This window comes from Pseudomonas frederiksbergensis (assembly GCF_900105495.1).
Classification (GTDB): domain Bacteria; phylum Pseudomonadota; class Gammaproteobacteria; order Pseudomonadales; family Pseudomonadaceae; genus Aquipseudomonas; species Aquipseudomonas frederiksbergensis.
Map to the genome: position 1 here is coordinate 5,955,714 of NZ_FNTF01000002.1, position 21,323 is coordinate 5,977,036.

Annotated in this window: 23 protein-coding genes and 1 pseudogene; 5 read left to right on the top strand and 19 right to left on the bottom strand. The window is 58.9% G+C overall.

What is annotated here, in order from left to right; all coding sequences use genetic code 11:
* Window positions 1–121: 121 nt before the first annotated feature.
* From BLW70_RS27985 to BLW70_RS28010, 6 genes are all read right to left on the bottom strand, one after another.
* Window positions 122–1,177: an ABC transporter ATP-binding protein gene (locus BLW70_RS27985; protein ID WP_074879601.1), complete on the bottom strand. Its 1,056-nt coding sequence runs from the start codon at window positions 1,175–1,177 to the stop codon at window positions 122–124.
* 18 nt (window positions 1,178–1,195) lie between these two features.
* Window positions 1,196–2,044, bottom strand: a complete 849-nt coding sequence (locus BLW70_RS27990) for an ABC transporter permease (RefSeq protein WP_074879603.1) — start codon at window positions 2,042–2,044, stop codon at window positions 1,196–1,198.
* Window positions 2,041–2,949, bottom strand: a complete 909-nt coding sequence (locus tag BLW70_RS27995) for an ABC transporter permease (RefSeq protein ID WP_074879606.1) — start codon at window positions 2,947–2,949, stop codon at window positions 2,041–2,043. Before BLW70_RS27995 ends, BLW70_RS27990 begins: the two co-directional genes overlap by 4 nt.
* A gap of 269 nt (window positions 2,950–3,218) precedes the next feature.
* Window positions 3,219–4,322, bottom strand: a complete 1,104-nt coding sequence (locus BLW70_RS28000; RefSeq protein WP_050682563.1) for an extracellular solute-binding protein — start codon at window positions 4,320–4,322, stop codon at window positions 3,219–3,221.
* A gap of 217 nt (window positions 4,323–4,539) precedes the next feature.
* The gene (locus tag BLW70_RS28005) at window positions 4,540–5,988 is read right to left on the bottom strand and encodes an aldehyde dehydrogenase family protein (protein WP_074879609.1); all 1,449 of its coding nucleotides are present in this window, start codon (window positions 5,986–5,988) and stop codon (window positions 4,540–4,542) included.
* Window positions 5,985–7,622, bottom strand: a complete 1,638-nt coding sequence (locus BLW70_RS28010; RefSeq protein WP_074879611.1) for a 5-guanidino-2-oxopentanoate decarboxylase — start codon at window positions 7,620–7,622, stop codon at window positions 5,985–5,987. Before BLW70_RS28010 ends, BLW70_RS28005 begins: the two co-directional genes overlap by 4 nt.
* A gap of 159 nt (window positions 7,623–7,781) precedes the next feature.
* Between BLW70_RS28010 and BLW70_RS28015 the strand changes: the two genes are divergently transcribed.
* Entirely contained in the window at window positions 7,782–8,663 is an 882-nt protein-coding gene (locus BLW70_RS28015; RefSeq protein WP_074879613.1) for a LysR substrate-binding domain-containing protein, read from the top strand.
* Window positions 8,664–8,825: 162 nt separating this feature from the next.
* A complete protein-coding gene (gene tsaA, locus BLW70_RS28020; protein WP_074879616.1) occupies window positions 8,826–9,524 on the top strand; it encodes a tRNA (N6-threonylcarbamoyladenosine(37)-N6)-methyltransferase TrmO in 699 nt (232 codons plus the stop codon).
* A gap of 177 nt (window positions 9,525–9,701) precedes the next feature.
* Here tsaA and fpr read toward each other — a convergent pair whose 3' ends face one another.
* A complete protein-coding gene (gene fpr, locus BLW70_RS28025) occupies window positions 9,702–10,481 on the bottom strand; it encodes a ferredoxin-NADP reductase (RefSeq protein ID WP_003443014.1) in 780 nt (259 codons plus the stop codon).
* A 150-nt stretch (window positions 10,482–10,631) separates the two neighbouring features.
* Here fpr and BLW70_RS28030 point away from each other — a divergent pair, with 150 nt between their 5' ends.
* A complete protein-coding gene (locus BLW70_RS28030) occupies window positions 10,632–11,558 on the top strand; it encodes a LysR family transcriptional regulator (protein ID WP_074879619.1) in 927 nt (308 codons plus the stop codon).
* Here the strand turns inward: BLW70_RS28030 and BLW70_RS28035 are convergent.
* From BLW70_RS28035 to BLW70_RS28045, 3 genes are all read right to left on the bottom strand, one after another.
* Window positions 11,555–11,917, bottom strand: a complete 363-nt coding sequence (locus BLW70_RS28035) for a diacylglycerol kinase (RefSeq protein WP_074879622.1) — start codon at window positions 11,915–11,917, stop codon at window positions 11,555–11,557. The two genes, BLW70_RS28030 and BLW70_RS28035, sit on opposite strands and share 4 nt — an antisense overlap.
* Before the next feature lie 79 nt (window positions 11,918–11,996).
* Complete coding sequence (gene erdR / locus BLW70_RS28040) at window positions 11,997–12,644, bottom strand: response regulator transcription factor ErdR (RefSeq protein WP_074879624.1); 648 nt, start codon at window positions 12,642–12,644, stop codon at window positions 11,997–11,999.
* A 234-nt stretch (window positions 12,645–12,878) separates the two neighbouring features.
* Complete coding sequence (locus tag BLW70_RS28045) at window positions 12,879–13,613, bottom strand: tRNA-uridine aminocarboxypropyltransferase (RefSeq protein ID WP_074879627.1); 735 nt, start codon at window positions 13,611–13,613, stop codon at window positions 12,879–12,881.
* Between the two features lie 189 nt (window positions 13,614–13,802).
* Between BLW70_RS28045 and BLW70_RS28050 the strand changes: the two genes are divergently transcribed.
* Window positions 13,803–14,228 (top strand): PA3611 family quorum-sensing-regulated virulence factor, encoded by a 426-nt coding sequence (locus tag BLW70_RS28050; protein WP_033053929.1) that lies wholly within the window; start codon window positions 13,803–13,805, stop codon window positions 14,226–14,228.
* Here the strand turns inward: BLW70_RS28050 and BLW70_RS28055 are convergent, their stop codons facing one another.
* Window positions 14,229–14,423: a hypothetical protein gene (locus tag BLW70_RS28055; RefSeq protein WP_074879630.1), complete on the bottom strand. Its 195-nt coding sequence runs from the start codon at window positions 14,421–14,423 to the stop codon at window positions 14,229–14,231.
* A gap of 366 nt (window positions 14,424–14,789) precedes the next feature.
* Here BLW70_RS28055 and BLW70_RS28060 point away from each other — a divergent pair, with 366 nt between their 5' ends.
* A complete protein-coding gene (locus BLW70_RS28060) occupies window positions 14,790–15,908 on the top strand; it encodes an LOG family protein (protein WP_074879633.1) in 1,119 nt (372 codons plus the stop codon).
* Between the two features lie 42 nt (window positions 15,909–15,950).
* Here the strand turns inward: BLW70_RS28060 and recX are convergent, their stop codons facing one another.
* From recX to BLW70_RS28100, 8 genes and pseudogenes are all read right to left on the bottom strand, one after another.
* Window positions 15,951–16,418, bottom strand: a complete 468-nt coding sequence (gene recX / locus BLW70_RS28065) for a recombination regulator RecX (RefSeq protein ID WP_074879636.1) — start codon at window positions 16,416–16,418, stop codon at window positions 15,951–15,953.
* A gap of 8 nt (window positions 16,419–16,426) precedes the next feature.
* Window positions 16,427–17,479: a recombinase RecA gene (recA, locus tag BLW70_RS28070; RefSeq protein ID WP_007907270.1), complete on the bottom strand. Its 1,053-nt coding sequence runs from the start codon at window positions 17,477–17,479 to the stop codon at window positions 16,427–16,429.
* Window positions 17,480–17,562: 83 nt separating this feature from the next.
* Window positions 17,563–18,063: a CinA family protein gene (locus tag BLW70_RS28075; protein ID WP_074880845.1), complete on the bottom strand. Its 501-nt coding sequence runs from the start codon at window positions 18,061–18,063 to the stop codon at window positions 17,563–17,565.
* 80 nt (window positions 18,064–18,143) lie between these two features.
* A pseudogene (locus BLW70_RS31625) lies at window positions 18,144–18,260 on the bottom strand (lysis protein); the annotation flags it as partial.
* A gap of 100 nt (window positions 18,261–18,360) precedes the next feature.
* Window positions 18,361–18,924 (bottom strand): glycoside hydrolase family 19 protein, encoded by a 564-nt coding sequence (locus BLW70_RS28085; protein WP_074879639.1) that lies wholly within the window; start codon window positions 18,922–18,924, stop codon window positions 18,361–18,363.
* A 220-nt stretch (window positions 18,925–19,144) separates the two neighbouring features.
* Window positions 19,145–19,492, bottom strand: coding sequence for a phage holin family protein (locus tag BLW70_RS28090; RefSeq protein ID WP_074879641.1), 348 nt, complete (start codon window positions 19,490–19,492; stop codon window positions 19,145–19,147).
* A gap of 193 nt (window positions 19,493–19,685) precedes the next feature.
* Complete coding sequence (locus BLW70_RS28095) at window positions 19,686–20,105, bottom strand: tail fiber assembly protein (RefSeq protein WP_074880846.1); 420 nt, start codon at window positions 20,103–20,105, stop codon at window positions 19,686–19,688.
* Between the two features lie 470 nt (window positions 20,106–20,575).
* Window positions 20,576–21,310, bottom strand: a complete 735-nt coding sequence (locus BLW70_RS28100; protein ID WP_074880849.1) for a LexA family transcriptional regulator — start codon at window positions 21,308–21,310, stop codon at window positions 20,576–20,578.
* Window positions 21,311–21,323 lie beyond the last annotated feature (13 nt).

Here is a 21,323-nt window from a genome sequence, read left to right on the forward strand (position 1 = left end):
GACTTACGCCTTCGCGAGCAAGCCCGCTCCCACATTAGACCGAGTTGTTCATGAGAACGCGGTCAACTGTGGGAGCGGGCTTGCTCGCGAAGAGGCCAGTACAGTCAATCCACCTCTAAAGTCAGGCGCTCAACACTCGGCACGCCTCAGCCGGCAAGGTCACCGACACCGGATTGCCAATGCTCAACCCAAACCCCTGACACGGCGTACTCAACGCCGTAAACGACACCCCGGAACACTCCACGGTCGTTTCAATCGTCGCGCCAATATCACGCACGAACGTCACCTTGCCGAGCAGCCGATTACCCGCCGTCGCCTGCGGATGCGACAGTTGCAGGTCCTCAGGGCGAATCAGCATCTTCACTTTCTCACCGACCACAATGCTGCTGCAGATCGGCACTTGCAGCGCATCGCCACCGGGCAAGCTGACCTTGCCGTTGCCCAGCGCCGTGGCCGGGAAAATGTTTCCTGAACCAATAAAATCCGCGACGAATTCATTGGCCGGATGCCGGTAGATCTCAATCGGCGAGCCCACTTGCTGCACCCGATGTTCCCCCAATACCACGACGATATCGGCCATGGTCATGGCTTCACGCTGGTCGTGGGTCACCATGATGGTGGTGATGTTCAAGCGTTGTTGCAGCTGACGGATTTCCACCTGCATCGATTCACGCAGCTTGGCGTCCAGCGCCGACAGTGGCTCGTCGAGCAGGAGGATTTTCGGGCGGCTGGCAATCGCCCGGGCAATCGCCACGCGCTGGCGTTGACCGCCAGAGAGTTTCGACACCGGACGGTCGATCATTTCCTGCAACTGAATCAGTTGCAGCAACTCCGCCACCCGCGCCTGCTGATCAGCCTTGCTGACGCCACGCAGTTTCAGCGGATAGGCGATGTTCTCCCCCACTGTCATGTGCGGGAACAGCGCCAGGGATTGAAACACCATGCCGAAATTACGTTGATGCGCCGGGGTGTGGCCGATGTCTTCACCGTCCAGGCGAATCTCTCCGCCGCTCAGGGTTTCAAGCCCTGCGATCATCCGCAGCAAGGTGGTTTTGCCGCAGCCCGACGGGCCGAGAAAACACACCAGCTTGCCCTCGGGCAAATGCAGGTTTACATCCTTTACCGCGCAGGCCGAGCCGTAATGTTTCTCGACGTTTTCCAGAATCAGACCAGTCATTTGAATCACCTCAAGAAATCAGAACGAAACGCCGCCTTCGCCAACCAACTTTTCCAGCGCCCAGATGAGCACGAAGTCGATCAGCACGATCAGCACGGCAAACGAGAATACGGTTGGGTCGAGCGAAGACACGGTGCGGCTGTACATCCAGATCGGCACGGTCATGACGTCGATGGTGTAGAGGAAATAGGTCACGGTGAATTCGTTGAACGAGACGATGAACGCCAGCAGCATCCCCGCCAGAATCCCCGACTTCATCAACGGCACCACCACATCGATAATCGCCCGGGTCGGTGAAGCGCCCAGCATCTGCGCGGCTTCTTCGACTTCGCTGCCAATGGAGAGCATCGCGGCGGTGCAGTTTTTCACCACGAACGGCAGCGCCAGGATCACGTGGGCAATCACCAACCGCGAGGTCGTGATGTGGAACGGCAAGCTGTCGAACACCAGCAATAACGCCAGCCCCAACACCACCATCGGGAACACCAGTGGCAGCGACATCAATTGCAGCGCCACCGCCTTGCCACGGAACTCACAACGGGTCAGGGCATAGGCTGCCGGCACCGCAATAATCGTCGCGAAGATCATGGTCAGGCACGCCACCATCAGGCTGGTGGTCATGGCTTTGCCCAGGCTCAGCACATCGCTGGAATCCGGCGACACGAAGGTGTTCCAGGCGGCCTCGTACCATTGCAGGCTGTAGCTGCTCGGCGGGAAATCGAGGTTCGATGCACCGCTGAACGACATGACGATCATGGTCAGGATCGGCAGCACCGCCAGCAGCAGGATGAAGCCCGAGAGAATGCCGGCGAACTTGCCGGTCTCGCCGGGCAACAGCCCATAACGCTTTTTGATCAGGGTGCTCATTGGGAAGCCTCCAGCATGCGCCGACGACGGCCAGTGATGTATTCGGACAAAGTCATGATCGCGAGCGTGGTGACAATCAGCACCACACCGGCAGCGGAGGCGGCGGGCCAGTTCATCAGCGGGGCGATCTGGTCATGGACCATCACGGCCAGCATCGGCACGCGTCGACCACCGAGCAGCAAGGGCACCACGAAGCTGCTGGCGTTGTAGGCAAATACCAATGTCGCACCCGTGATGATCCCCGGCATGCTCATCGGCAGTACCACTTGGCGGAACACCTGAAAACGACTGGCGCCCAGGGTGGCGGCGGCTTCTTCATAGGTCCGGGCGACGCCGCGCATGGCGCTGGCAATCGGCAGCACAGCCAACGGGAACGCGGTTTGCACCAGGCCCATCAACACGCCGTTCTGGTTGTAGAGCAGCATGATCGGGCGCTTGATCAGGCCCAGGCCCATCAGCGCCTGATTGAGCATCCCGCCGGGACCGAGAATCACCAGCCAGCCGTAGCTTTGCAGCAACAGGTTGACCAGCAATGGCAGCAGCACCGCGGCGAGGAAGATCCGCCGCACGAAGGGCGAGGTCAGCCGCGACATGGTGTAGGCCACCGGGATCGCCAGCACCACGGCGATCACTGCGCTGATCAGCGCCAGACGCAGGGTCAGCAGCAAGGATTTGAGGTAATACGGTTCCAGCAATTGGGCGTAACTGGCCAGGCTGAACCCGGTCCATTCCGCGCCTTTGGTGCCCACACTCATGCGCAGTACCAGCAGGCTGGCGGCGATCAATACGCCCAGAAACAGCATCGACGGCGAAAGGAAAAACCAGGCACGCGTCGTCGGCGAAACACCCCGATTGGCGCGCACTGCAGCGGCGGCAACAGGATGAGTCAGAGGTTGGTGTTCCATAGCAAGGGTCTCGTCAATGGAAAGCAGCTGAGCAAGCACAGGTCTCGAAATCACATTGGCCCCTTGTGGGTGCGAGCCTTTGTGGCGAGGGGGCTTGCCCCCGTTCGGCTGCGAAGCAGTCGTTATCCTGTCATCGCGGTGCACCTGATGCACCGCGATGACAGGATTTAGGGGCGCTTCGCGTCCCAACGGGGGCAAGCCCCCTCGCCACAAAGGCTCGCTCCCACAGGGGATCTTCAGTGGCTGAAGATCCTGTGGTCGTCACTCGATCAGGAAGAAAAGATTTCCGTGTAACGACGAATCCATTGGTCATGCACGGAGGCCAGGAAGGCGTTGTCGTGCATGATCGCTTTCTCGGCAATCTGCTCCGGCGTGAGGATGTACGGGCTCTTGCGCGCTTCGGCGGAGATGATCGCCTTGGCGTTGACCGGACCGTTGTAGATGTCCTCAGCCATCTTGCCCTGCACCAGTGGGTCCAGGGAGTGGTTGATAAAGGCATAGGCCAGGTCGATATCGCCCGGACGGCTTTTCGGCATGACCGAGAGCATCAGGTCGGTGTAGAAACCTTCCTTCATGCCGAAGGTGGCACCCAGGCCGTAAGCCGGATCGCGGATTTGTTTCGGGAAAAACGCCGGCGCGTACAGGCCACCCATGTCCAGCGAACCGGTGCGGAACAGTTCGGCGATCTGGTTCGGGTTTTCACCCAGGGTCACTACGCGATCTTTCAGCTCGGCGAGCTTCTTGAAGCCCGGCTCGATGTTGTGTTCGTCACCACCGGCCAGTTTGGCGGCGATGATGATCAGGTCCATCGCTTCGGTCCAGTTCGGCGGCGGCAGGAAGATGTTCGGCGACAGCTCCGCGTCCCACAGGGCTGCGTAGCTGTCCGGCGCTTCCTTGATGGTGCGGGTGCTGTAGACGAGGCTGTTGCACCACAGCAGGTAACCGATGCCGTGACCGTTGGCGCCGGTGCGGTATTTCTCCGGTACGTCGATCAGGTTGGGAATGCGGTTGAGGTCGGGTTTTTCCAGCAGGTTGGCGGCGGCCAGACCTTCGGCGCCGACGCCTGCCAGGGTGATGATGTCGTACTGCGGACGATCACCGCCGGCCTTGAGTTTGGCGACCATTTCCGAGGTGCTGCCGGTGCGGTCGGCGATGACTTTGCAGCCGTACTTGGCTTCGAAGGTCGCGGCGATATTGCGCAGGGCTGCCAAACCGGTGTCATCGGACCAAGTCAGCAAGCGCAGGGTTTTGCCCTGGAAGCGTGTGTCGCTGGCATTGGCCTTGATGAACGGCATGCTCATGGCGGCCGCTGCCACCGAGGCTACGCCTACGGTCTTGATGAATTGACGTCTGTTCAGATCATGTTCGCCCATTACGGACTCCCTTTGTTTTTGTAGGTATAAGGCAGGTCGAAACTGTTGCATCCGCGCGACCGATTCAGCATTAGCCCCCGTATTTTCGGGGGTTTGGCTGAGCCAGCGAGTTCATCCTGAGGTCGTGTAAAACACCTGACTATCGATAAAAACTCATCGAAGCCATGACGCCAGTGCATGCCTCATCACGAGGCATGCGCTCACCTTTTTCGTGCCGTCAGACAGCCCGAATCACGTGTTTGATTTCCTGGAAAGCCTGCAAGCCCCACGGCCCCAATTCGCGACCGATGCTGCTCTGTTTGTAGCCACCCCAGGCGGTCTGCGGGAAGATCACTTGCGGGGCGTTGATCCACACAAGCCCCGCCTGCAAAGCGTTGGCGACCCGATCGGCCGCTTCGGCATCGCGCGTGACCACACTGGCCACCAGGCCGAACTGGCTGTCGTTGGCCAGGGCAATCGCCTCGGCTTCGCTGGCAAAACTGCGCACGCAGATCACCGGCCCGAAGATCTCTTCGCACCACAGCGCACTGCCTGAGGGCACATCGGTGAAAATCGTCGGCTGTAAAAAATAACCGCGAGGCAGGTCTGCCGGACGATTGCCGCCGCACACCAGTTTGGCGCCGGCACTCAAACCGCGATCGATGTGACCGAGCACGCGCTGGTATTGCGCCTGGTTGACCAGTGCGCCCATTTCCACGTTCGGGTCGAACGGGTCGGCCACGCGAATGGCTTCGGCGCGGGCCTTCAAACGGATGAGGAATTCGTCCGCCAGTTCATCGGCCACCAGCACGCGACTGGTGGCCGAACACATCTGCCCGGCGTTGAAGAAACCACCACCACAGGCCACTTCCACGGCCAGCTCGATGTCCGCGTCCTTGAGCACCAGCAGCGAGGATTTGCCGCCCAGTTCAAGGCTCACGCCCTTCACGGTTTCTGCCGCCCGCTGCATCACCTGCACGCCCACCGCGTTACTACCAGTGAAGGAAATCTTGGCGATGCGCGGATCCGCCGACAGCGGCGCGCCGACGGCCAGGCCGGTGCCGCAAACCAGATTGAACACACCGTTTGGCAGACCGGCCTCGGCGATGATCGTCGCCAGTTCCAGCTCCGGCAGCGGCGTCACTTCGGACGGCTTGAGTACCACGCAGCAACCGGCGGCCAGGGCCGGGGCGAGTTTCCAGGCGGTGGTGACCATGGGGAAATTCCACGGCACGATCAGGCCGACCACACCGCACGGCTCGCGGCGCACACGAGCGCTGAAGTCGTCGGTTGGCAGCTCGACGTTACTGTCTTGTTTGGCATCGAGCCCTTCGGCTAAACCTGCGTAGTACTCGAAGGTGGCGATCACGTCATCGACGTCGATGGCCGCTTCAAACAGTGGTTTGCCGTTGTTGCTCGACTGCAATTTCATCAATTGCTCACGACCGGCCTGCACACCCGCGGCGATTCTGCGCAGGATCGCCCCGCGCTCGGCGCCAGTGGTTGTCGACCATTGCTTGAAGGCGTTGGTCGCAGCAGTAACGGCTTGCTCGACTGCGCGTTCATCGCCGCCATTCACGGTGGTCAACAGCGCTTCGGTCGCCGGGTTGATCACGCGCAAATGCTCGTTGCCGGCGGACCATTGGCCGTTGATGTACAGGCCATCCAAAGTGATTGGAAAACTCATTTCGACACCACCTTCATCCACTGGGTCTGATCGATTTCAATCAGGGTCGGACCCTGGCGATCGGTGGCGGCGCGCAGTGCGCTGCGCAGTTGCTCGACACCGCAGACGGCTTCGGCTGCACAACCCAGCGCCTTGGCCACGCCGATGAAGTCCGGGGTGTAGATGTCCACGCCGACCGGCTCGATGGCGCGGTTGACCATGTATTTCTTGATCTCTTCGTAGCCCTGGTTATTCCACAGCAGGACGATCACCGGGGTGCGAGCTTCAACGGCGCTGGCAAGTTCCGGCAGGGTAAATTGCAGGCCGCCGTCGCCGATCAGGCACACCACTGGAGGACGTGCGCCGTTTTCAACATTGCCGCCGAGCCAGGCGCCAATCGCGGCCGGCAAGGCGTAACCGAGGGTGCCGTAACCGGTGGACGAATTGAACCAGCGACGCGGGCGTTCCGGGTTGAAGGTCAGGTTGCCGGTATACACCGGTTGGGTCGAATCGCCGACGAAGACTGCGTTTGGCAGTTCGTGCAAGACGGTTTCCAGGAAACGGGTCTGGGCCAACGTCGGGGCATCCCAGGATGCGGCCAATTCATCGCGCAAACGCGCAGCTCGCACCTGGCCCCAATCGTTGCGGCGCTCGGCCAGCGAGTGGTGGGACAGTTCGCTCAGCAAGGCTTGGGCGGCGTTGCGCGAGTCGGCTACCAACGCAACTTTCGGCGGGTAGTTGCGTACGGTCTGGTCGGGGTCGATGTCCACACGCAGCAGCACGCCAGGAATTTCGAAACCGCCGGCGAAGGTGATGTCGTAATCGGTTTCGGCCAGTTCGGTGCCGATTGCCAGTACCACGTCAGCTTCAGCCACCAAAGCACGTGTCGCGACCAGGCTTTGGGTCGAGCCGATCAGCAACGGGTGATTGGATTCGAGCATGCCTTTGGCGTTGATGGTCAGGGCCACCGGGGCGTCCAGCCGTTCGGCCAGTTCAGTCAACTCGGCGGCGGCATCGATGGCGCCGCCACCGGCGAGAATCAGTGGGCGCTTGGCACCGGCCAGCAGCGCGGTCATGCGGCTGATGGCGCTCGGCGAGGCACCGGCGCGGTCGATGTTCACCGGTACGCTGTTGAGCAGGTCATCGGCCTCTTCGACCAGCACGTCCAACGGAATTTCGATATGCACCGGGCGCGGACGGCCGGCCTGGAACAGCGCAAAAGCGCGCGCCAGGACACCCGGCAATTCAGCCGCCGACATCAAGGTGTGGGAGAACGCCGCCACGCCGCCGACCAATGAGCTCTGGTTCGGCAGCTCGTGCAGCTTGCCGCGACCGCCGCCCAACTGGCTGCGCGATTGCACGCTGGAGATCACCAGCATCGGGATCGAGTCGGCATAGGCCTGGCCCATGGCGGTGGTGATGTTGGTCATGCCTGGGCCGGTGATGATGAAGCACACGCCCGGTTTGCCGCTGGTGCGAGCGTAACCGTCGGCCATGAAACCGGCGCCCTGTTCGTGCCGCGGAGTGACGTGGTTGATGCTCGAACGGGCCAGCCCGCGATACAGCTCCACGGTGTGAACCCCGGGAATGCCGAACACCTGCTCGACCCCGTAATCTTCGAGTAACTTGACCAATACTTCGCCGCACGTCGCCATGTCTTTGCCCTTCTTGTTCGTTTGAGACGCCGGACCTGCGCAGTGTTTATGATGGGTCGGCAAGTCCAGGGATGGCCTCATTGGAACGGGCGACACGTAGCCGCAACAATGGATAAAAAGTCATACTAGCCATGTCCTCACGTCATACCTTGGATCCCAATGAAACGACTGCCTCCCCTGCCGGCGCTGCACACTTTTCTGATCACCGCGCAGTGCTGCAACTTCACCCGGGCCGCCGAACAGCTGCACATCACCCAAGGCGCGGTGAGCCGGCAGATCGCCGGGCTGGAAGATCACCTCGGTTATGAGCTGTTCATTCGCCAGGCGCGGGGCTTGAGCCTGACCGCCGAAGGACGGGAATGGCTGCCACGGGTGCAGCAGGTTTTCGGCCTGATCGACGAGGCCGTGGAGCAGATCGGCGAGAAGCGCGAAACCCTGCAACTCAAGGCCCCGACGTGTGTCATGCGCTGGTTGTTGCCACGGCTGTTGCAGTGGCAACGGGAACGCCCGGATGTGCCAGTGGAATTGACCACCACGGTCAAGCACGGCGTGGATTTTCATCGCGAGCAGTTCGATGCCGCGGTGATGTACGGCGCACCGCCGGACAGCGCGCTGGCCTCTTTTCATTTGTTCGATGAGCAACTGACACCGGTCTGCTCCAAACCTCTGCTGGAAGGTCCAGTGCCGCTGATGACGCCGCAGGATCTGGAGCAGCACATGTTGCTGCACCCGACCCGGGATGAACGGGACTGGAAAGCCTGGCTGGCCACGGCGGATATTCGCTTGAGCAATGTCGGCAAGGGTCAGCATTTCGAAACGCTGGACCTGGCGATGTCGATGGCGTCCCAAGGGACCGGCGTGGCGATCGGGGATTGGTCGTTGATCGGCGATGATTTGAGTGCCGGGAGGCTGGTCATGCCATTTGAATTGAAGGTAAAGACCGGGCTCGCGTATTACCTGGTTTTCCCCGAAAAACCCGGACCCTCGCCGAAATTGCGCGACTTGATGGGGTGGTTGGTGGAACAGGCTCAATCGCGGTGATTGATGATCGTTCCCACGCTCCGCGGGGGAATGCAGCCCGGGACGCTCCGCGTTCCTTCCAAAGCGAACGCGGAGCGTCTGTTGAGGCAATTCCCACGCAGCGTGGGAACGATCATTGTGTGGGTTATCATGCCCACCCTCACCCCGCCTCGACCCCAGACCATGACCTACAGCGTTTCCCCCATCGGCTTTGTGCGCTCCTGTTTCAAGGAGAAGTTCGCCATCCCGCGCCAGCCACAACTGGCTCCGGCCGCTCGCGGCGTGCTGGAACTGGTGGCGCCGTTCGATCAGGGCGATGCGGTGCAAGGTCTGGAACAGGTCAGCCACGTGTGGCTGCTGTTCCTGTTTCACCAGGCCCTGGAAGAAAAGCCACGACTGAAAGTCCGCCCTCCTCGTCTCGGCGGTAACAAATCCATGGGTGTGTTCGCCACCCGCGCGACGCATCGGCCCAATGGCATCGGCCAATCCGTGGTGAAGCTGGACAAGGTTGAAGCCAATCGCCTGTGGATATCCGGCATTGACCTGCTGGACGGCACGCCAATTCTCGACATCAAGCCCTACGTGCCTTACGCCGACATCATCGACACGGCCTCCAACCGCATCGCCAGCGCCGCGCCGCAGTTGATTCCCGTGCAGTGGACGGATTCAGCACTGCAACAGGCTCACGGCCATGCTCAGCGCCTTGAAGAACCGCTGGTGGAGTTGATCGAGCAATGCCTGGCACAAGACCCACGTCCGGCGTACCAGATTCCTACACCCGAACGGGAATACGGTGCGCAGTTCTGGGATGTGGATGTGCGCTGGCATTACCCGACGCCTGACCTGATCCGCGTTCTGGAAGTCATTCCCGCGAACGTCTGAACGCCAAAAACGAAAAAGCCCGCGCTGCCATTACAGGCAACGCGGGCTTTTTATGGTCGCCACCAAACCAATGTGGGAGCGAGCCTGCTCGCGATGGCGGCGAAACATTCAACGATGACGTTGACTGACGGTCCGCTATCGCGAGCAAGCTCGCTCCCACATGGATTGCAGCGCTGCTTACTTCTCGACGAACGCTCGCTCGATCAGGTAATCACCCGGCTCGCGCATCCGCGGCGACACTTTCAGACCGAAGCTGTTCAACACTTCGCTGGTCTCGTCGAGCATGCTCGGGCTGCCGCACAGCATGGCGCGGTCGTCCTGCGGGTTGATCGGTGGCAAACCGATGTCGCTGAACAGCTTGCCGCTGCGCATCAGGTCGGTCAGGCGACCTTCGTTCTCGAACGGCTCGCGGGTCACGGTCGGGTAGTAGATCAACTTGTCACGCAGGGCCTCGCCGAAGAACTCGTTCTGCGGCAAGTGCTCGGTGATGAATTCGCGGTAAGCGACTTCGTTGACGTAACGTACGCCGTGACACAGGATCACTTTTTCGAAACGCTCGTAGGTTTCCGGGTCCTGGATGACGCTCATGAAAGGCGCCAGACCGGTACCGGTGCTCAGCAGGTACAAATGTTTGCCAGGCTTCAAGTCGTCCAGCACCAGCGTGCCGGTAGGCTTCTTGCTGATGATGATCTCGTCGCCTTCCTTCAGATGCTGCAGCTGGGAAGTCAGCGGGCCGTCAGGCACCTTGATGCTGAAGAACTCGAGATGCTCTTCCCAGTTCGGGCTGGCAATCGAGTAAGCGCGCATGAGCGGCCGGCCGTTGGGCTGTTGCAGGCCGATCATCACGAACTGACCGTTCTCGAAGCGCAGGCCCGGATCGCGGGTGCACTTGAAGCTGAACAGAGTGTCGTTCCAGTGATGAACACTGAGGACACGCTCGTGGTTCATGTTGCTCATGTACGTGGGACTCCTGGAGATTGGTCTGCGCGAGCTCTGCGCCGGCTCTGCAAAAAAATGAGCTGCTGTGCGCAATTGCATCGCATTCTAATGGCAGCCACAATATCTGTTAACTGGATTATTAAGATAAGGGTTATCGGTTATATCGATATGCGATTTACTCTCCGTCAACTTCAAGTATTCGTCGCCGTCGCCCAGCAGGAAAGCGTATCCCGTGCTGCGGGTCTGCTCAACCTCTCGCAATCGGCGGCGAGCACCTCGATCACCGAGCTAGAGCGCCAGTCCAGCTGCCAGCTGTTCGACCGCGCCGGCAAACGGCTGAGTCTCAATGCCCTCGGCAAACAGCTGCTGCCGCAAGCGGTGGCGCTGCTCGACCAGTCCAAGGAAATCGAAGACTTGCTCAATGGCAAGTCCGGATTCGGCTCTCTGGCGGTCGGCGCGACCCTGACCATCGGCAATTACCTGGCCACCTTGCTGATTGGCAGCTTCATGCAGCGCCATCCGGAAAGCCAGGTGAAGCTGCACGTGCAGAACACTGCCAACATTGTGCAGCAGGTCGCCCACTATGAAATTGATCTGGGTCTAATCGAAGGTGACTGCAGTCATCCAGACATCGAAGTGCAGAGCTGGGTCGAGGATGAACTGGTGGTGTTCTGCGCGCCCCAGCACCCACTGGCCAAGCGCGGCACGGCGACCATGGAAGAGCTGACCCACGAGGCCTGGATTCTGCGGGAACAGGGCTCCGGCACGCGACTGACCTTTGACCAGGCCATGCGTCACCATCGCAGCTCGCTGAATATCCGGCTGGAACTGGAACACACCGAAGCGATCAAGCGTGCGGTGGAGTCCGGGTTGGGGATTGGCTGCATTTCTCGCCTGGCACTGCGCGACGCATTCCGTCGCGGCAGTCTCGTGGCGGTGGAGACGCCGGATCTGGATCTGGCGCGGCAGTTCTATTTCATCTGGCACAAACAGAAATATCAGACGTCGGCGATGCGTGAATTCCTCGACCTGTGCCGCGCTTTCACCGCCGGGGTTCAGCGCAGCGACGAGATCGTCCTGCCTACCATCGCTTAAAGCAGGATGACCGCCCACACCAGCCCGATCATGGTTAACGCCACTAACTGAGCAGCGCTGCCCATGTCCTTGGCGTTCTTGGACAACGGGTGCAACTCAAGGGAAATGCGGTCGATGGCCGCTTCCACGGCCGAATTGAGCAATTCGACAATCAACGCCAACAGACAGACTGCAATCAGCAACGCCTGCTCGACGCGACTGACGTTCAGGAAGAACGACAGCGGGATCAATATGACGTTAAGCAATACCAGTTGCCGAAAGGCCGCTTCGCCAGTGAAGGCTGCACGCAGACCGTCCAGCGAATAACCGGAGGCGTTGAGGATGCGTTTCAGGCCGGTTTGGCCTTTGAAAGGTGACATAAATTAGGCAACTGACCAAAAAGGAAGTGGGAAAGCTAGAGTAAGCCAAGTCAAAAAAGCGTGAACGCGCCGCGCCTGCTTAGCTCGAAATTGACTCAAGTTGTTGCAGAAGCAACGCCGCCTGGGTCCGGGTCCGCACATTCAGCTTGCGAAAAATCGCCGTCACGTGGGCCTTGATCGTCGCTTCGGAAACGCTCAGCTCGTAGGCAATCTGCTTGTTCAACAAGCCTTCACAGACCATGGTCAGCACACGAAACTGCTGCGGCGTCAGGCTCGCAAGGCCTTCGCTGGCGGCCTTGGCTTCGGCGGAAACGCTGACCGCCTCGAACGCCTGGGGCGGCCAGAACACATCACCATCGAGCACCGCGCGCACGGCTTTCTGGATGACACTCAGATCACTGGACTTGGGGATGAAGCCGCTGGCGCCAAACTCACGGGACTTGACCATGATCGAGGCTTCTTCCTGAGCCGACACCATGACCACCGGAATCTGCGGATACTGACCGCGCAACAACACCAGCCCTGAAAAACCGTAGGCCCCCGGCATGTTCAGGTCCAGCAGCACTAGATCCCAGTCGGACTTCTCGTCCAGACGGGTTTCCAGTTCGGCAATGCTTGCCACTTCCACCAGACGGACTTGCGGGCCCAGGCCCAGGGTCAACGCTTGATGCAGGGCGCTACGGAAAAGAGGGTGGTCATCGGCAATCAGGATTTCGTATGTGGCCATTTTTCAAATGATCCTGTTTTTCAAACAACTCGAGGTACAGCCACGGAGCTGTACCAACAGGGCACGTTCAACGCCAATCACATGGTTATCCCACGTAAAGAATACGGCGTATCAAACTTTGGCCGCGCCCTAATCGGCGCCAAGCATGCCCAGCGAAGTCGGGGTGGTCAAGGTGCTTGGCCAGTACAGTTCTTTGCAGTATGGGCGACAATCGGCGCGGGACAGGGCGCCGTTTTACACAAAAGGCATCAGTTCGGCGTGTGCCGGTGTTGAAACATTCATTTCAAGCTGATGCTTGGCATCAAGGTAATGCTGGCTGAACACATCGAAATAAGCGTCCAGTGCCGACGCCGCCGCGGTATCACCCGCCAGATCGAGACACAACGCCGCCACTTCGGCTGTGCATAAATGCTCGCTACGGGTCGATCGGCGCAACCGGTACCGCGATAACTTCTCGGGCAACAGGCTCAGGATCGGCAGCCGGTCAAAGTAGGGGCTTTTGCGGAAAATCTTCCGGGCTTCTGTCCAGGTGGCATCCAGCAGAATGAACAGCGGACGCTTCGAACTATCGGCATCGACGCTGTTTGTGACACGTTCGGGTTCGACGTACTCTCCCGGAAACACCAGATAAGGCTGCCATTGCGGATCGGCCAGCAGCGCCAGCAGTTGCTCGTCAACTTCTGTACGCGACCAGATGAACGCATGGTTATCGCGCACCACATCGGCGATCAGCCAACCGGTGTTGCTCGGTTTGAACACTTCCTTGCCCGTCATAATCAGGCACACGCCAGAACGGGCCTCGACCTGTGGGCGCCAGGCGCACAGGCAGTGGCTCTCGATCACGCGGCAGGCTCGGCAACGCGGCGCCCTCCAGCCTCGGGCCTGAATCGGCTTGATGCCCTCTTCCTCTCGCTCATCGCGCAAGCGGGCTACTGCGTTTGCAGCAAAGCGTGGGGTTGCTGGGATCATCGAAGGCAACGCCGGCAGGGGAAGAAAATCGACACGAAAAACACTCGGCAGGGCAGAAAGTGGCGGCAGTTTATCAGAGCAGCCGGCGCAAGCCTGTACCGTCCAGGCCTCGTCCCCTATAATTCGCCGCCACTGAACGCACAGTCATGTGACGGGTCGAACCACCAGTCACTGAACCAGGAGAGTTTCATGCTGCGCCTTATCGTTCCCACCGCTGCCATTTTGCTGGCGTCGTCCTTCAGCGCTCAGGCTGCTTCCTTGAGTGAGCAGAATCTCAACAGAGAGCTGCGAAACGTCGCCACACAAAGCAGTGTTGGTACTCCACGGGCGATCAACGAAGACATTCTTGATCAGGGCTACACCGTCGAAGGCAACACGCTGATCAATCATCTGAGCGTACAAAGCAGCCACGCCAACAAGATGCGTGCCGACCCGAAAGCTGTGTATTTCCAGCTTGGCGCCTCTGTATGCAACAACCCATCGTTCCGCAAACTGATGGCCAAGGGTGCGGTCATGCGTTACGACTTCACTGAAGTGAAGACCAACCGCTCAGTCGGCTCCGCCAGCTATCAGGAATCGGACTGCCCGAAAGCGGCTCCGACCAAGAAGAAGTAATCATTGGGAATTGGCGCGCCGCTGTTCATCCTCGGCGCGCAGTTCTGCCAACAGCGCTTGCAAGTAACGCGAGCGTCGGTCGGCGCCCTCTAGACGTCGGCAACACTCCTCTTCAAGACTCAAATGATTGGTCTCGGCCGATGATTTCAGTAATCGATACAGTTGCGTATCGATCTCCAGAATAACTCTGGTCATACCTTCCCGCCTCCATGCTTCTCGCCCTTGCTTGAGCGATAAAAATCCTTCAACAGCTTGTAACGAGCGTCCTGCCTTTGACGCAAAGTTGTCGTGTGGTGCCTGTAATTCAGTAAATCAGACTGTCGGACACTCGCCTTGTGTTCGGACGAGCGGTGAAAGCACCTTGCAAATCCCCAATAAGCGGTTGCCAGGAAAGACTTTGCGGCGCAATGATCAGTCAGCGAAAAACACTATGAGGGTCTAAATTCATAGTGTTCACGTTTACTTTTCAGGGCAGGAAAGGGGCTGCCCAATATGTGACTTGTTGTGCCAATGTTTCCTTCATCCAAGGGAAAAACAGAGCCTGTATGGAAGGAGAAGTTGATGCCTTACCAACCGAATGACCTACTGAGCCGTCATTTTGAAGAAAGCGGCCACGACCTCATCAGAAAGGTCGAAGAGCAACTCAACCTGGTTTCACCCAACAGCCCCAACATCCCGATTTACCGCGACATGATCCTGACCGTGCTACGCATGGCCCAGGAAGATCACAACCGCTGGAATGCCAAGATCACCCTTCAAGCCCTGCGTGAACTGGAACACGCTTTCCGTGTTCTGGAGCAATTCAGGGGGCGCCGAAAGGTCACTGTCTTTGGCTCGGCCCGAACACCTATAGAACATCCCTTATACGGTCTGGCCCGGGAACTTGGCGCCGAGCTGGCGCGCTCGGACCTGATGGTCATTACCGGTGCCGGTGGCGGCATCATGGCGGCGGCCCACGAAGGTGCTGGCCTGGAACACAGCCTGGGATTCAATATCACCCTGCCCTTCGAGCAACATGCCAATCCCACCGTCAATGGCACCACCAACCTGCTGCCCTTCCACTTCTTCTTTACCCGCAAGTTGTTTTTCGTCAAGGAAGCCGATGCGCTGGTCCTGTGCCCTGGCGGTTTCGGCACCCTGGATGAAGCGCTGGAAGTGCTGACACTGATCCAGACAGGCAAAAGTCCGCTGGTGCCCGTGATATTGCTGGACGCGCCCGGCGGCAAGTTCTGGCAAGGTGCGCTGGACTTCATCCACCATCAACTGGAGGAAAATCGCTACATCCTGCCGACCGATATGAAACTTGTCAGTCTGGTCTACAGCGCGGAAGACGCTGTTGAGCAGATCAACCAGTTCTACAGTAACTTTCACTCCAGTCGCTGGCTCAAGCATCAATTCGTGATCCGCATGAATCACAAGCTCAACGACCAGGCGCTCGAACACATGCAAGAGGCCTTTGCCGACCTCTGTCTGAGCGATCACTTCCATCAACATGCCTACAGCGGAGAGGAACACGACGAAGCGCAGTTCAGCCACCTGGCACGACTCGCTTTCACCTTCAACGCCCGTGATCATGGACGCCTGCGGGAACTGGTGGACTACATCAACCTGCCGGAAAACTGGGCACAATCCCAACCCCAGGCGCAACAGCGCTCGCGGGAACCGTCCAAGGTTACGTAAGCAAAAAAAACGGCCCGCTATCGAAATAGCGAGCCGTTTCAGTCAATCGTCCATCCCTCGGCCACTGAACAAGCGGCTGATCATTTCCATGGAATATCCCCGATAACTCAGGAACCTGCCCTGTTTGGCACGTTCCCCGGCGTCTATCGGCAAATGCCCGGAAAACTTTCGCCGCCAGGTGTCTTCCAGTTGTTCCTGCCAGTTGATACCACTCTCGCGCAAAGCAAGTTCGATGTCGGTACGCTGCAGGCCGCGCTGGCTCAACTCTTCACGAATACGCAAAGGGCCATAACCGGAACGGGCACGGTAGGAAACAAAGCTTTCTAGATAACGTGATTCGGACAGCAAGCCTTCTTCCGTCAAGCGGTCGAGTGCCGTGTCGATCATTTCAGGGAGGGCGCCGCGTTGACGCAGTTTACGCGTCAACTCGACTCGACCGTGCTCGCGTCGAGCGAGCAGGTCCATTGCGGTTCGCCGCACCGCGACGAGTGTATCGAGTACGGCGGTCATCGGATCAATCAGATATCAGCGTCAGCCAGGTCATCAGCAGTCTCTTTGACTGGCGATGCTTTAACGTCCGGCGCTGGAGTCAGCAACTTGTCGCGCAGTTGCTTCTCGAGCTTGGCGGCGATTTCCGGATTGTCTGCCAGGAACTTGGCCGAGTTAGCCTTGCCCTGACCGATCTTGGTGCCTTCATAGGCATACCAGGCGCCGGACTTCTCGACGAAACCGTGCAGCACGCCCAAGTCGATCATCTCACCGTTAAGGTAGATGCCCTTGCCGTAAAGAATCTGGAACTCGGCCTGACGGAATGGCGAAGCCACCTTGTTCTTCACAACCTTGACGCGGGTTTCGCTACCGACAACCTCGTCACCTTCTTTCACCGCGCCAGTACGGCGGATGTCCAGACGAACCGAAGCGTAGAACTTCAGCGCGTTACCACCGGTGGTGGTTTCCGGGCTGCCGAACATCACACCGATTTTCATACGGATCTGGTTGATGAAGATAACCAAGCAGTTGGCATTCTTGATGTTACCGGTGATTTTACGCAGCGCCTGGGACATCAGACGGGCTTGCAGGCCCACGTGCATGTCGCCCATTTCGCCTTCGATTTCAGCCTTTGGAACCAGGGCCGCCACGGAGTCGACGATGATCACGTCAACCGCGTTGGAACGCACCAGCATGTCGGTGATTTCCAGGGCTTGCTCGCCGGTGTCCGGCTGCGAAACCAGCAGGTCGTCGACATTGACGCCCAATTTGCCGGCGTATTCAGGATCGAGGGCGTGTTCAGCATCGACAAACGCACAGGTCGCGCCAGCTTTTTGAGCCTGGGCGATGACCGACAGGGTCAGCGTGGTTTTACCGGAGGATTCAGGACCGTAGATTTCAACGATACGGCCTTTTGGCAGACCGCCAATGCCGAGCGCGATGTCCAGACCCAGAGAGCCAGTGGAAATAGCCGGGATCGCCTGACGGTCCTGATCGCCCATACGCATTACGGCACCCTTGCCGAATTGACGTTCGATCTGACCCAGGGCCGCAGCCAAGGCTTTCTTCTTGTTGTCGTCCATTAAAGTCCTCACGTAATCAATAAGGCCTGACGGCCAACACCTGTATAAGTAGCCAGTATTATTCCACAGCGTTTCAGGATCGCCTACCCCTGATTTGAGATTTCTCCAGCGACATGGCGCAGCAGCCCCTCTAGCGCGGCCTTCACCGTTTGTCGGCGGACCTCGTCACGGCTGCCTCGAAAGTACTGCACCTCGCTGAACACCTGTTCTCCAACGCCCCAGGCCAGCCACACGGTACCCACCGGTTTCCTCGGCGAACCACCATCCGGTCCCGCCACACCACTCACCGCTACGGCAAATCGCGCCTGGCTTTTCTCCTGCGCGCCCCGGACCATGGCCTCGACCACCTCACGACTGACCGCCCCCGCTGTCTCGAACAACACCTCGGGTACATTCAGTTGCAAGGTTTTCTGACGGTTGGAATAAGTGACATACCCGGCCTCGAACCACGCCGAACTCCCGGGAATGCGGGTGATCGCCTCGCTGATCCCGCCGCCGGTGCAGGACTCTGCAGCGGTGACATGGGCATTGAGAACCCGCAAGCGCCGGCCAAGTTCAGCGGCCAGTTGGGTGATTTCTTTCACGGTCATCTCCTGAGCAAGCGGAATGAGAACTACCGTACACGAGCGGATAACGCTTGCAAGGCGCAGGATCGATCAAAATGTTAGCGAGCGAGGGCTCTGATATAAGCCTGACAGGCTTGTAAGGCAATCAGTCCGCGGTTCCGGGCATCGGTGATGGCGATAATTCGTTGCACGCTGCCTGTTCCGCCAGTTGCCGGCCATAACGCCAACCCTGAAAGCGCCACCTCAGCGCCGCCGAGCCACCAGACAACACAGCCAGAAACACAACAACGCCAATGATGCGGTAAGACATCGGCATCAAACCGACGGCTGACATAACACCGCCCTCGCCCGCGCCCAGAGTTGCAAGCGGTCCTGTAAACCGTTCAGGCCGCCGTTGATGCGACGGGTGATGCTGTTGAACTGGTCACGGTCGGCCAGTTCGTTGAAGCCATTGCGCTCCCAGAACCAGGCAGCCGATTCAGCGGCCCACCGGGGTTTTTCCAGAAGTGCTGGTAAAAACAGCAAACGATCATCACCGAAGAGTCCGAGACTGCACTGACGGTAATTGTCGCGACCCGTGATCTGAATCAGGCCTCGGCCACGGTATTTTTGCCCGTCGCCGTCGGCCTCTGGCGTATTACCCAGGCGTACAGACAGTGCGCCTGTGTCGTACTTTTTCATATATTGAACGCTGCCCAACTCACGCACGTGCTGCAACTGCCCCGACTCGTGGCCGACTTGCGCAAGAAACGCAGCGATGCGTTTCGGGGTGTTGATGTTGTGGCGGGTCATGGCTGTGTTGAGTGCGGAAATGAAAACGCCCGCTTGGGAGCAGGCGTTGGGCATAACGATTTGTAGTTGTTGCTGCGTAACAGTCATATAGCCTCCAAAATGCCGTCGGCGACTCGATGTACAAGACTTGGGCAATGATCATGCAGAGGGTCGATCAGCGGAGTGATCTTCATGGGGGTTTCATCGGGTAATAAAAACCCGCTTAAGTGCGGGTTTGAGTGAAAGGTACTTGGCCTTGGGAAACCCGCATCCTTGCGGGTCGGATGCCGGTCGGCACCGCTGCTCGCCAGTCCATTGGGCTTTGTGTTCAGCGATCCTGGCGGGTATCTCGCGGCGGCACTTCGCAAACGCCAATCCGCTTGGCCGCCCAGCGCTCATAAAGGCCAATGGCAACGTCTGCCCCAGCCATCGCCGTCAGGCAACCGAATGCGCAAGCCGTCCAGATCGACACGCCGGCGGCATACAGCAGCATGATGGCCGAGACCCCGCAGACCATGCAGGCCCCGGATCGCAAGGCCAGACGCCGCAGCAATGACCAGCCGCGGGCGCCCTCCTTGTCGGCGCGCCACATTTCGCCGGACACCCCACCCACCAGGGCGAGGACGATGACGAGCCAGATCGGCATCTCCAGCAACGCTTGTTGCTCGTTTGTCATGTCACGCCTCCTGGGGGGGGGTGATTGATGAGTGATGTGTGTGTGTGTGTGTGTGTGTGTGTGTGCGTCTTTCAAACGGTGTCTCTTGAGATGCCTGACGGTAGATAGGCATTCCAAAAAGCCCGGTGCTGGCCGGGCTTTTCAGTAATGCGGTCCTTCGCCTACAGCGGCGGTTGAACAAACCGTGGCGCTCTTATGCCAACTCAGGCCATACGATGGTCAGCGGAAAATCCGGCTGTTTATTGACTTGTTGGAAGGCGACGCAAAACTGCTTGTAGGCAAGCAGGTAAGCTTCTTCAGCGGCAGTGGCGTGCCCAAGATCTACTTTGAATTGCAACGCCGTGGATTCAACGCTGGCCGTAATCTTGTCGAGTCGCTGGGCTTTCTCATTGCGCAGCTGCTCACCCAGCGGCGATTGTGGCCAAGGGAAACCCGAGTTGAAGCTCCATACTCCGTCGGTGTTCACTGCGTTGTAGGAATAGTCGACCTGGTTAGTGGACAACCCAGTGACCTCCACCCAGAGCTGATCGGATGGAAACTCATCGGTAATGGGGTTAATTGTTTCGAAGATGTTGTCGACTTTGCCTTCAACAACGCGTGCGTATTTTTTCATGTTCATATCCCTATTAATTTCAATATCTGCCTACATCAGGTGGGCATTCCAAAAATGCCCGGCGCTAACCGGACTTTTCAGAATGCGATCCTTCGCGTCGACCTTTCGGCGCTACTGGCGCGGTACGGGCCCATTCATATTATTTTTCCGACCGCGGTCCCTGCCCGCCGGATAACTGCTTGCGGTGCTTTACGCTGCACACCCGGGTCAGTTGCCAACCCTCTGAACCGTTGAGGCCGGTTCATCGCTGCCTTGGTGGTGGAACTAGAGATCTTCGTTTCGAGCTGCTTTGTTGAGCGGCTTGAGACAAAGAATATGCATTGATGCATACACAGTCAATGCGCCAACGCATTTATTTGTGCGATAGAAATGCACAAACGCATTAACGCCCTGCAGACAAAGGCGCTGGTGGTTTTTTGCAGGCGAAAAAAAACCCACTCAGTGGTGGGTTTTATCTGACAGCGGTGAGGCTAACGGGCGTACATGCCCCACCAGAAGACGTGACCGAGGATGACAATCTGCTCTTCCTGGATTTCCTGGAAGGTGTAGTCCTCGTCTGGATGCTCATCGCGATTGAAGCTGCGCAGGCGTATCCCTGTCGGCAGGCGATAAAGCTGTTTCACTCGCAACTGGCCGTTGTGGTTGATGGCGTAGAGGTCACCGTCGACGATGTCACCAATCCCGCACTTGCCGGCGTTGACGCCTACCGTGGCGCCGTCGCGCAGCACCGGCAACATACTGTTGCCGCGCACGGTCACGCATTTGGCCTGGTCGAACTGCACGCCGTTGTGGCGCAGACTCCGCTTGCCGAAACGCAGGCTAGAGCGCTCGCTTTCTTCGATGACGAATCTTCCTGATCCTGCAGCCAATTCAACCTCGCGAAGAAAGGGGACCGAGACCTCGTCATCATCGACGGGCGTATCGTCGTCCCACAGACTTATGTCCTTGAGTTCCGAATGCAATTGATCGCGCCCGGCGCTGGCTGCCGGCACGACATCCGCTCGCCCCCGCAACTGGTCGGTGCTCACGCCGAAGTACTCGGCGATCTTCGAGATGTGTTTGTCCGAGGGATCGACGATCTTCCCGCTGAGGATCCGCGAGAGAGTGGATTGAGGCACGCCGGTACGACGGTGAAGCTCCGTGGGGGAGATCCCGGCCTGATCGAGCAGCGCTCTTAAGACGGTAGAAACATTGCGTTTTTGCATAAAACGCATAGTG

What these genes read in the sequence shown, in the direction of transcription:
- BLW70_RS27985 (WP_074879601.1), bottom strand. Translation starts at nt 1,177, where the DNA reads ATGACTGGTCTGATTCTGGAAAACGTCGAGAAACATTACGGCTCGGCC.
- BLW70_RS27990 (WP_074879603.1), bottom strand. Translation starts at nt 2,044, where the DNA reads ATGAGCACCCTGATCAAAAAGCGTTATGGGCTGTTGCCCGGCGAGACC.
- BLW70_RS27995 (WP_074879606.1), bottom strand. Translation starts at nt 2,949, where the DNA reads ATGGAACACCAACCTCTGACTCATCCTGTTGCCGCCGCTGCAGTGCGC.
- BLW70_RS28000 (WP_050682563.1), bottom strand. Translation starts at nt 4,322, where the DNA reads ATGGGCGAACATGATCTGAACAGACGTCAATTCATCAAGACCGTAGGC.
- BLW70_RS28005 (WP_074879609.1), bottom strand. Translation starts at nt 5,988, where the DNA reads ATGAGTTTTCCAATCACTTTGGATGGCCTGTACATCAACGGCCAATGG.
- BLW70_RS28010 (WP_074879611.1), bottom strand. Translation starts at nt 7,622, where the DNA reads ATGGCGACGTGCGGCGAAGTATTGGTCAAGTTACTCGAAGATTACGGG.
- BLW70_RS28015 (WP_074879613.1), top strand. Translation starts at nt 7,782, where the DNA reads ATGAAACGACTGCCTCCCCTGCCGGCGCTGCACACTTTTCTGATCACC.
- tsaA (WP_074879616.1), top strand. Translation starts at nt 8,826, where the DNA reads ATGACCTACAGCGTTTCCCCCATCGGCTTTGTGCGCTCCTGTTTCAAG.
- fpr (WP_003443014.1), bottom strand. Translation starts at nt 10,481, where the DNA reads ATGAGCAACATGAACCACGAGCGTGTCCTCAGTGTTCATCACTGGAAC.
- BLW70_RS28030 (WP_074879619.1), top strand. Translation starts at nt 10,632, where the DNA reads ATGCGATTTACTCTCCGTCAACTTCAAGTATTCGTCGCCGTCGCCCAG.
- BLW70_RS28035 (WP_074879622.1), bottom strand. Translation starts at nt 11,917, where the DNA reads ATGTCACCTTTCAAAGGCCAAACCGGCCTGAAACGCATCCTCAACGCC.
- erdR (WP_074879624.1), bottom strand. Translation starts at nt 12,644, where the DNA reads ATGGCCACATACGAAATCCTGATTGCCGATGACCACCCTCTTTTCCGT.
- BLW70_RS28045 (WP_074879627.1), bottom strand. Translation starts at nt 13,613, where the DNA reads ATGATCCCAGCAACCCCACGCTTTGCTGCAAACGCAGTAGCCCGCTTG.
- BLW70_RS28050 (WP_033053929.1), top strand. Translation starts at nt 13,803, where the DNA reads ATGCTGCGCCTTATCGTTCCCACCGCTGCCATTTTGCTGGCGTCGTCC.
- BLW70_RS28055 (WP_074879630.1), bottom strand. Translation starts at nt 14,423, where the DNA reads ATGACCAGAGTTATTCTGGAGATCGATACGCAACTGTATCGATTACTG.
- BLW70_RS28060 (WP_074879633.1), top strand. Translation starts at nt 14,790, where the DNA reads ATGCCTTACCAACCGAATGACCTACTGAGCCGTCATTTTGAAGAAAGC.
- recX (WP_074879636.1), bottom strand. Translation starts at nt 16,418, where the DNA reads ATGACCGCCGTACTCGATACACTCGTCGCGGTGCGGCGAACCGCAATG.
- recA (WP_007907270.1), bottom strand. Translation starts at nt 17,479, where the DNA reads ATGGACGACAACAAGAAGAAAGCCTTGGCTGCGGCCCTGGGTCAGATC.
- BLW70_RS28085 (WP_074879639.1), bottom strand. Translation starts at nt 18,924, where the DNA reads ATGACTGTTACGCAGCAACAACTACAAATCGTTATGCCCAACGCCTGC.
- BLW70_RS28090 (WP_074879641.1), bottom strand. Translation starts at nt 19,492, where the DNA reads ATGACAAACGAGCAACAAGCGTTGCTGGAGATGCCGATCTGGCTCGTC.
- BLW70_RS28095 (WP_074880846.1), bottom strand. Translation starts at nt 20,105, where the DNA reads ATGAAAAAATACGCACGCGTTGTTGAAGGCAAAGTCGACAACATCTTC.
- BLW70_RS28100 (WP_074880849.1), bottom strand. Translation starts at nt 21,310, where the DNA reads ATGCAAAAACGCAATGTTTCTACCGTCTTAAGAGCGCTGCTCGATCAG.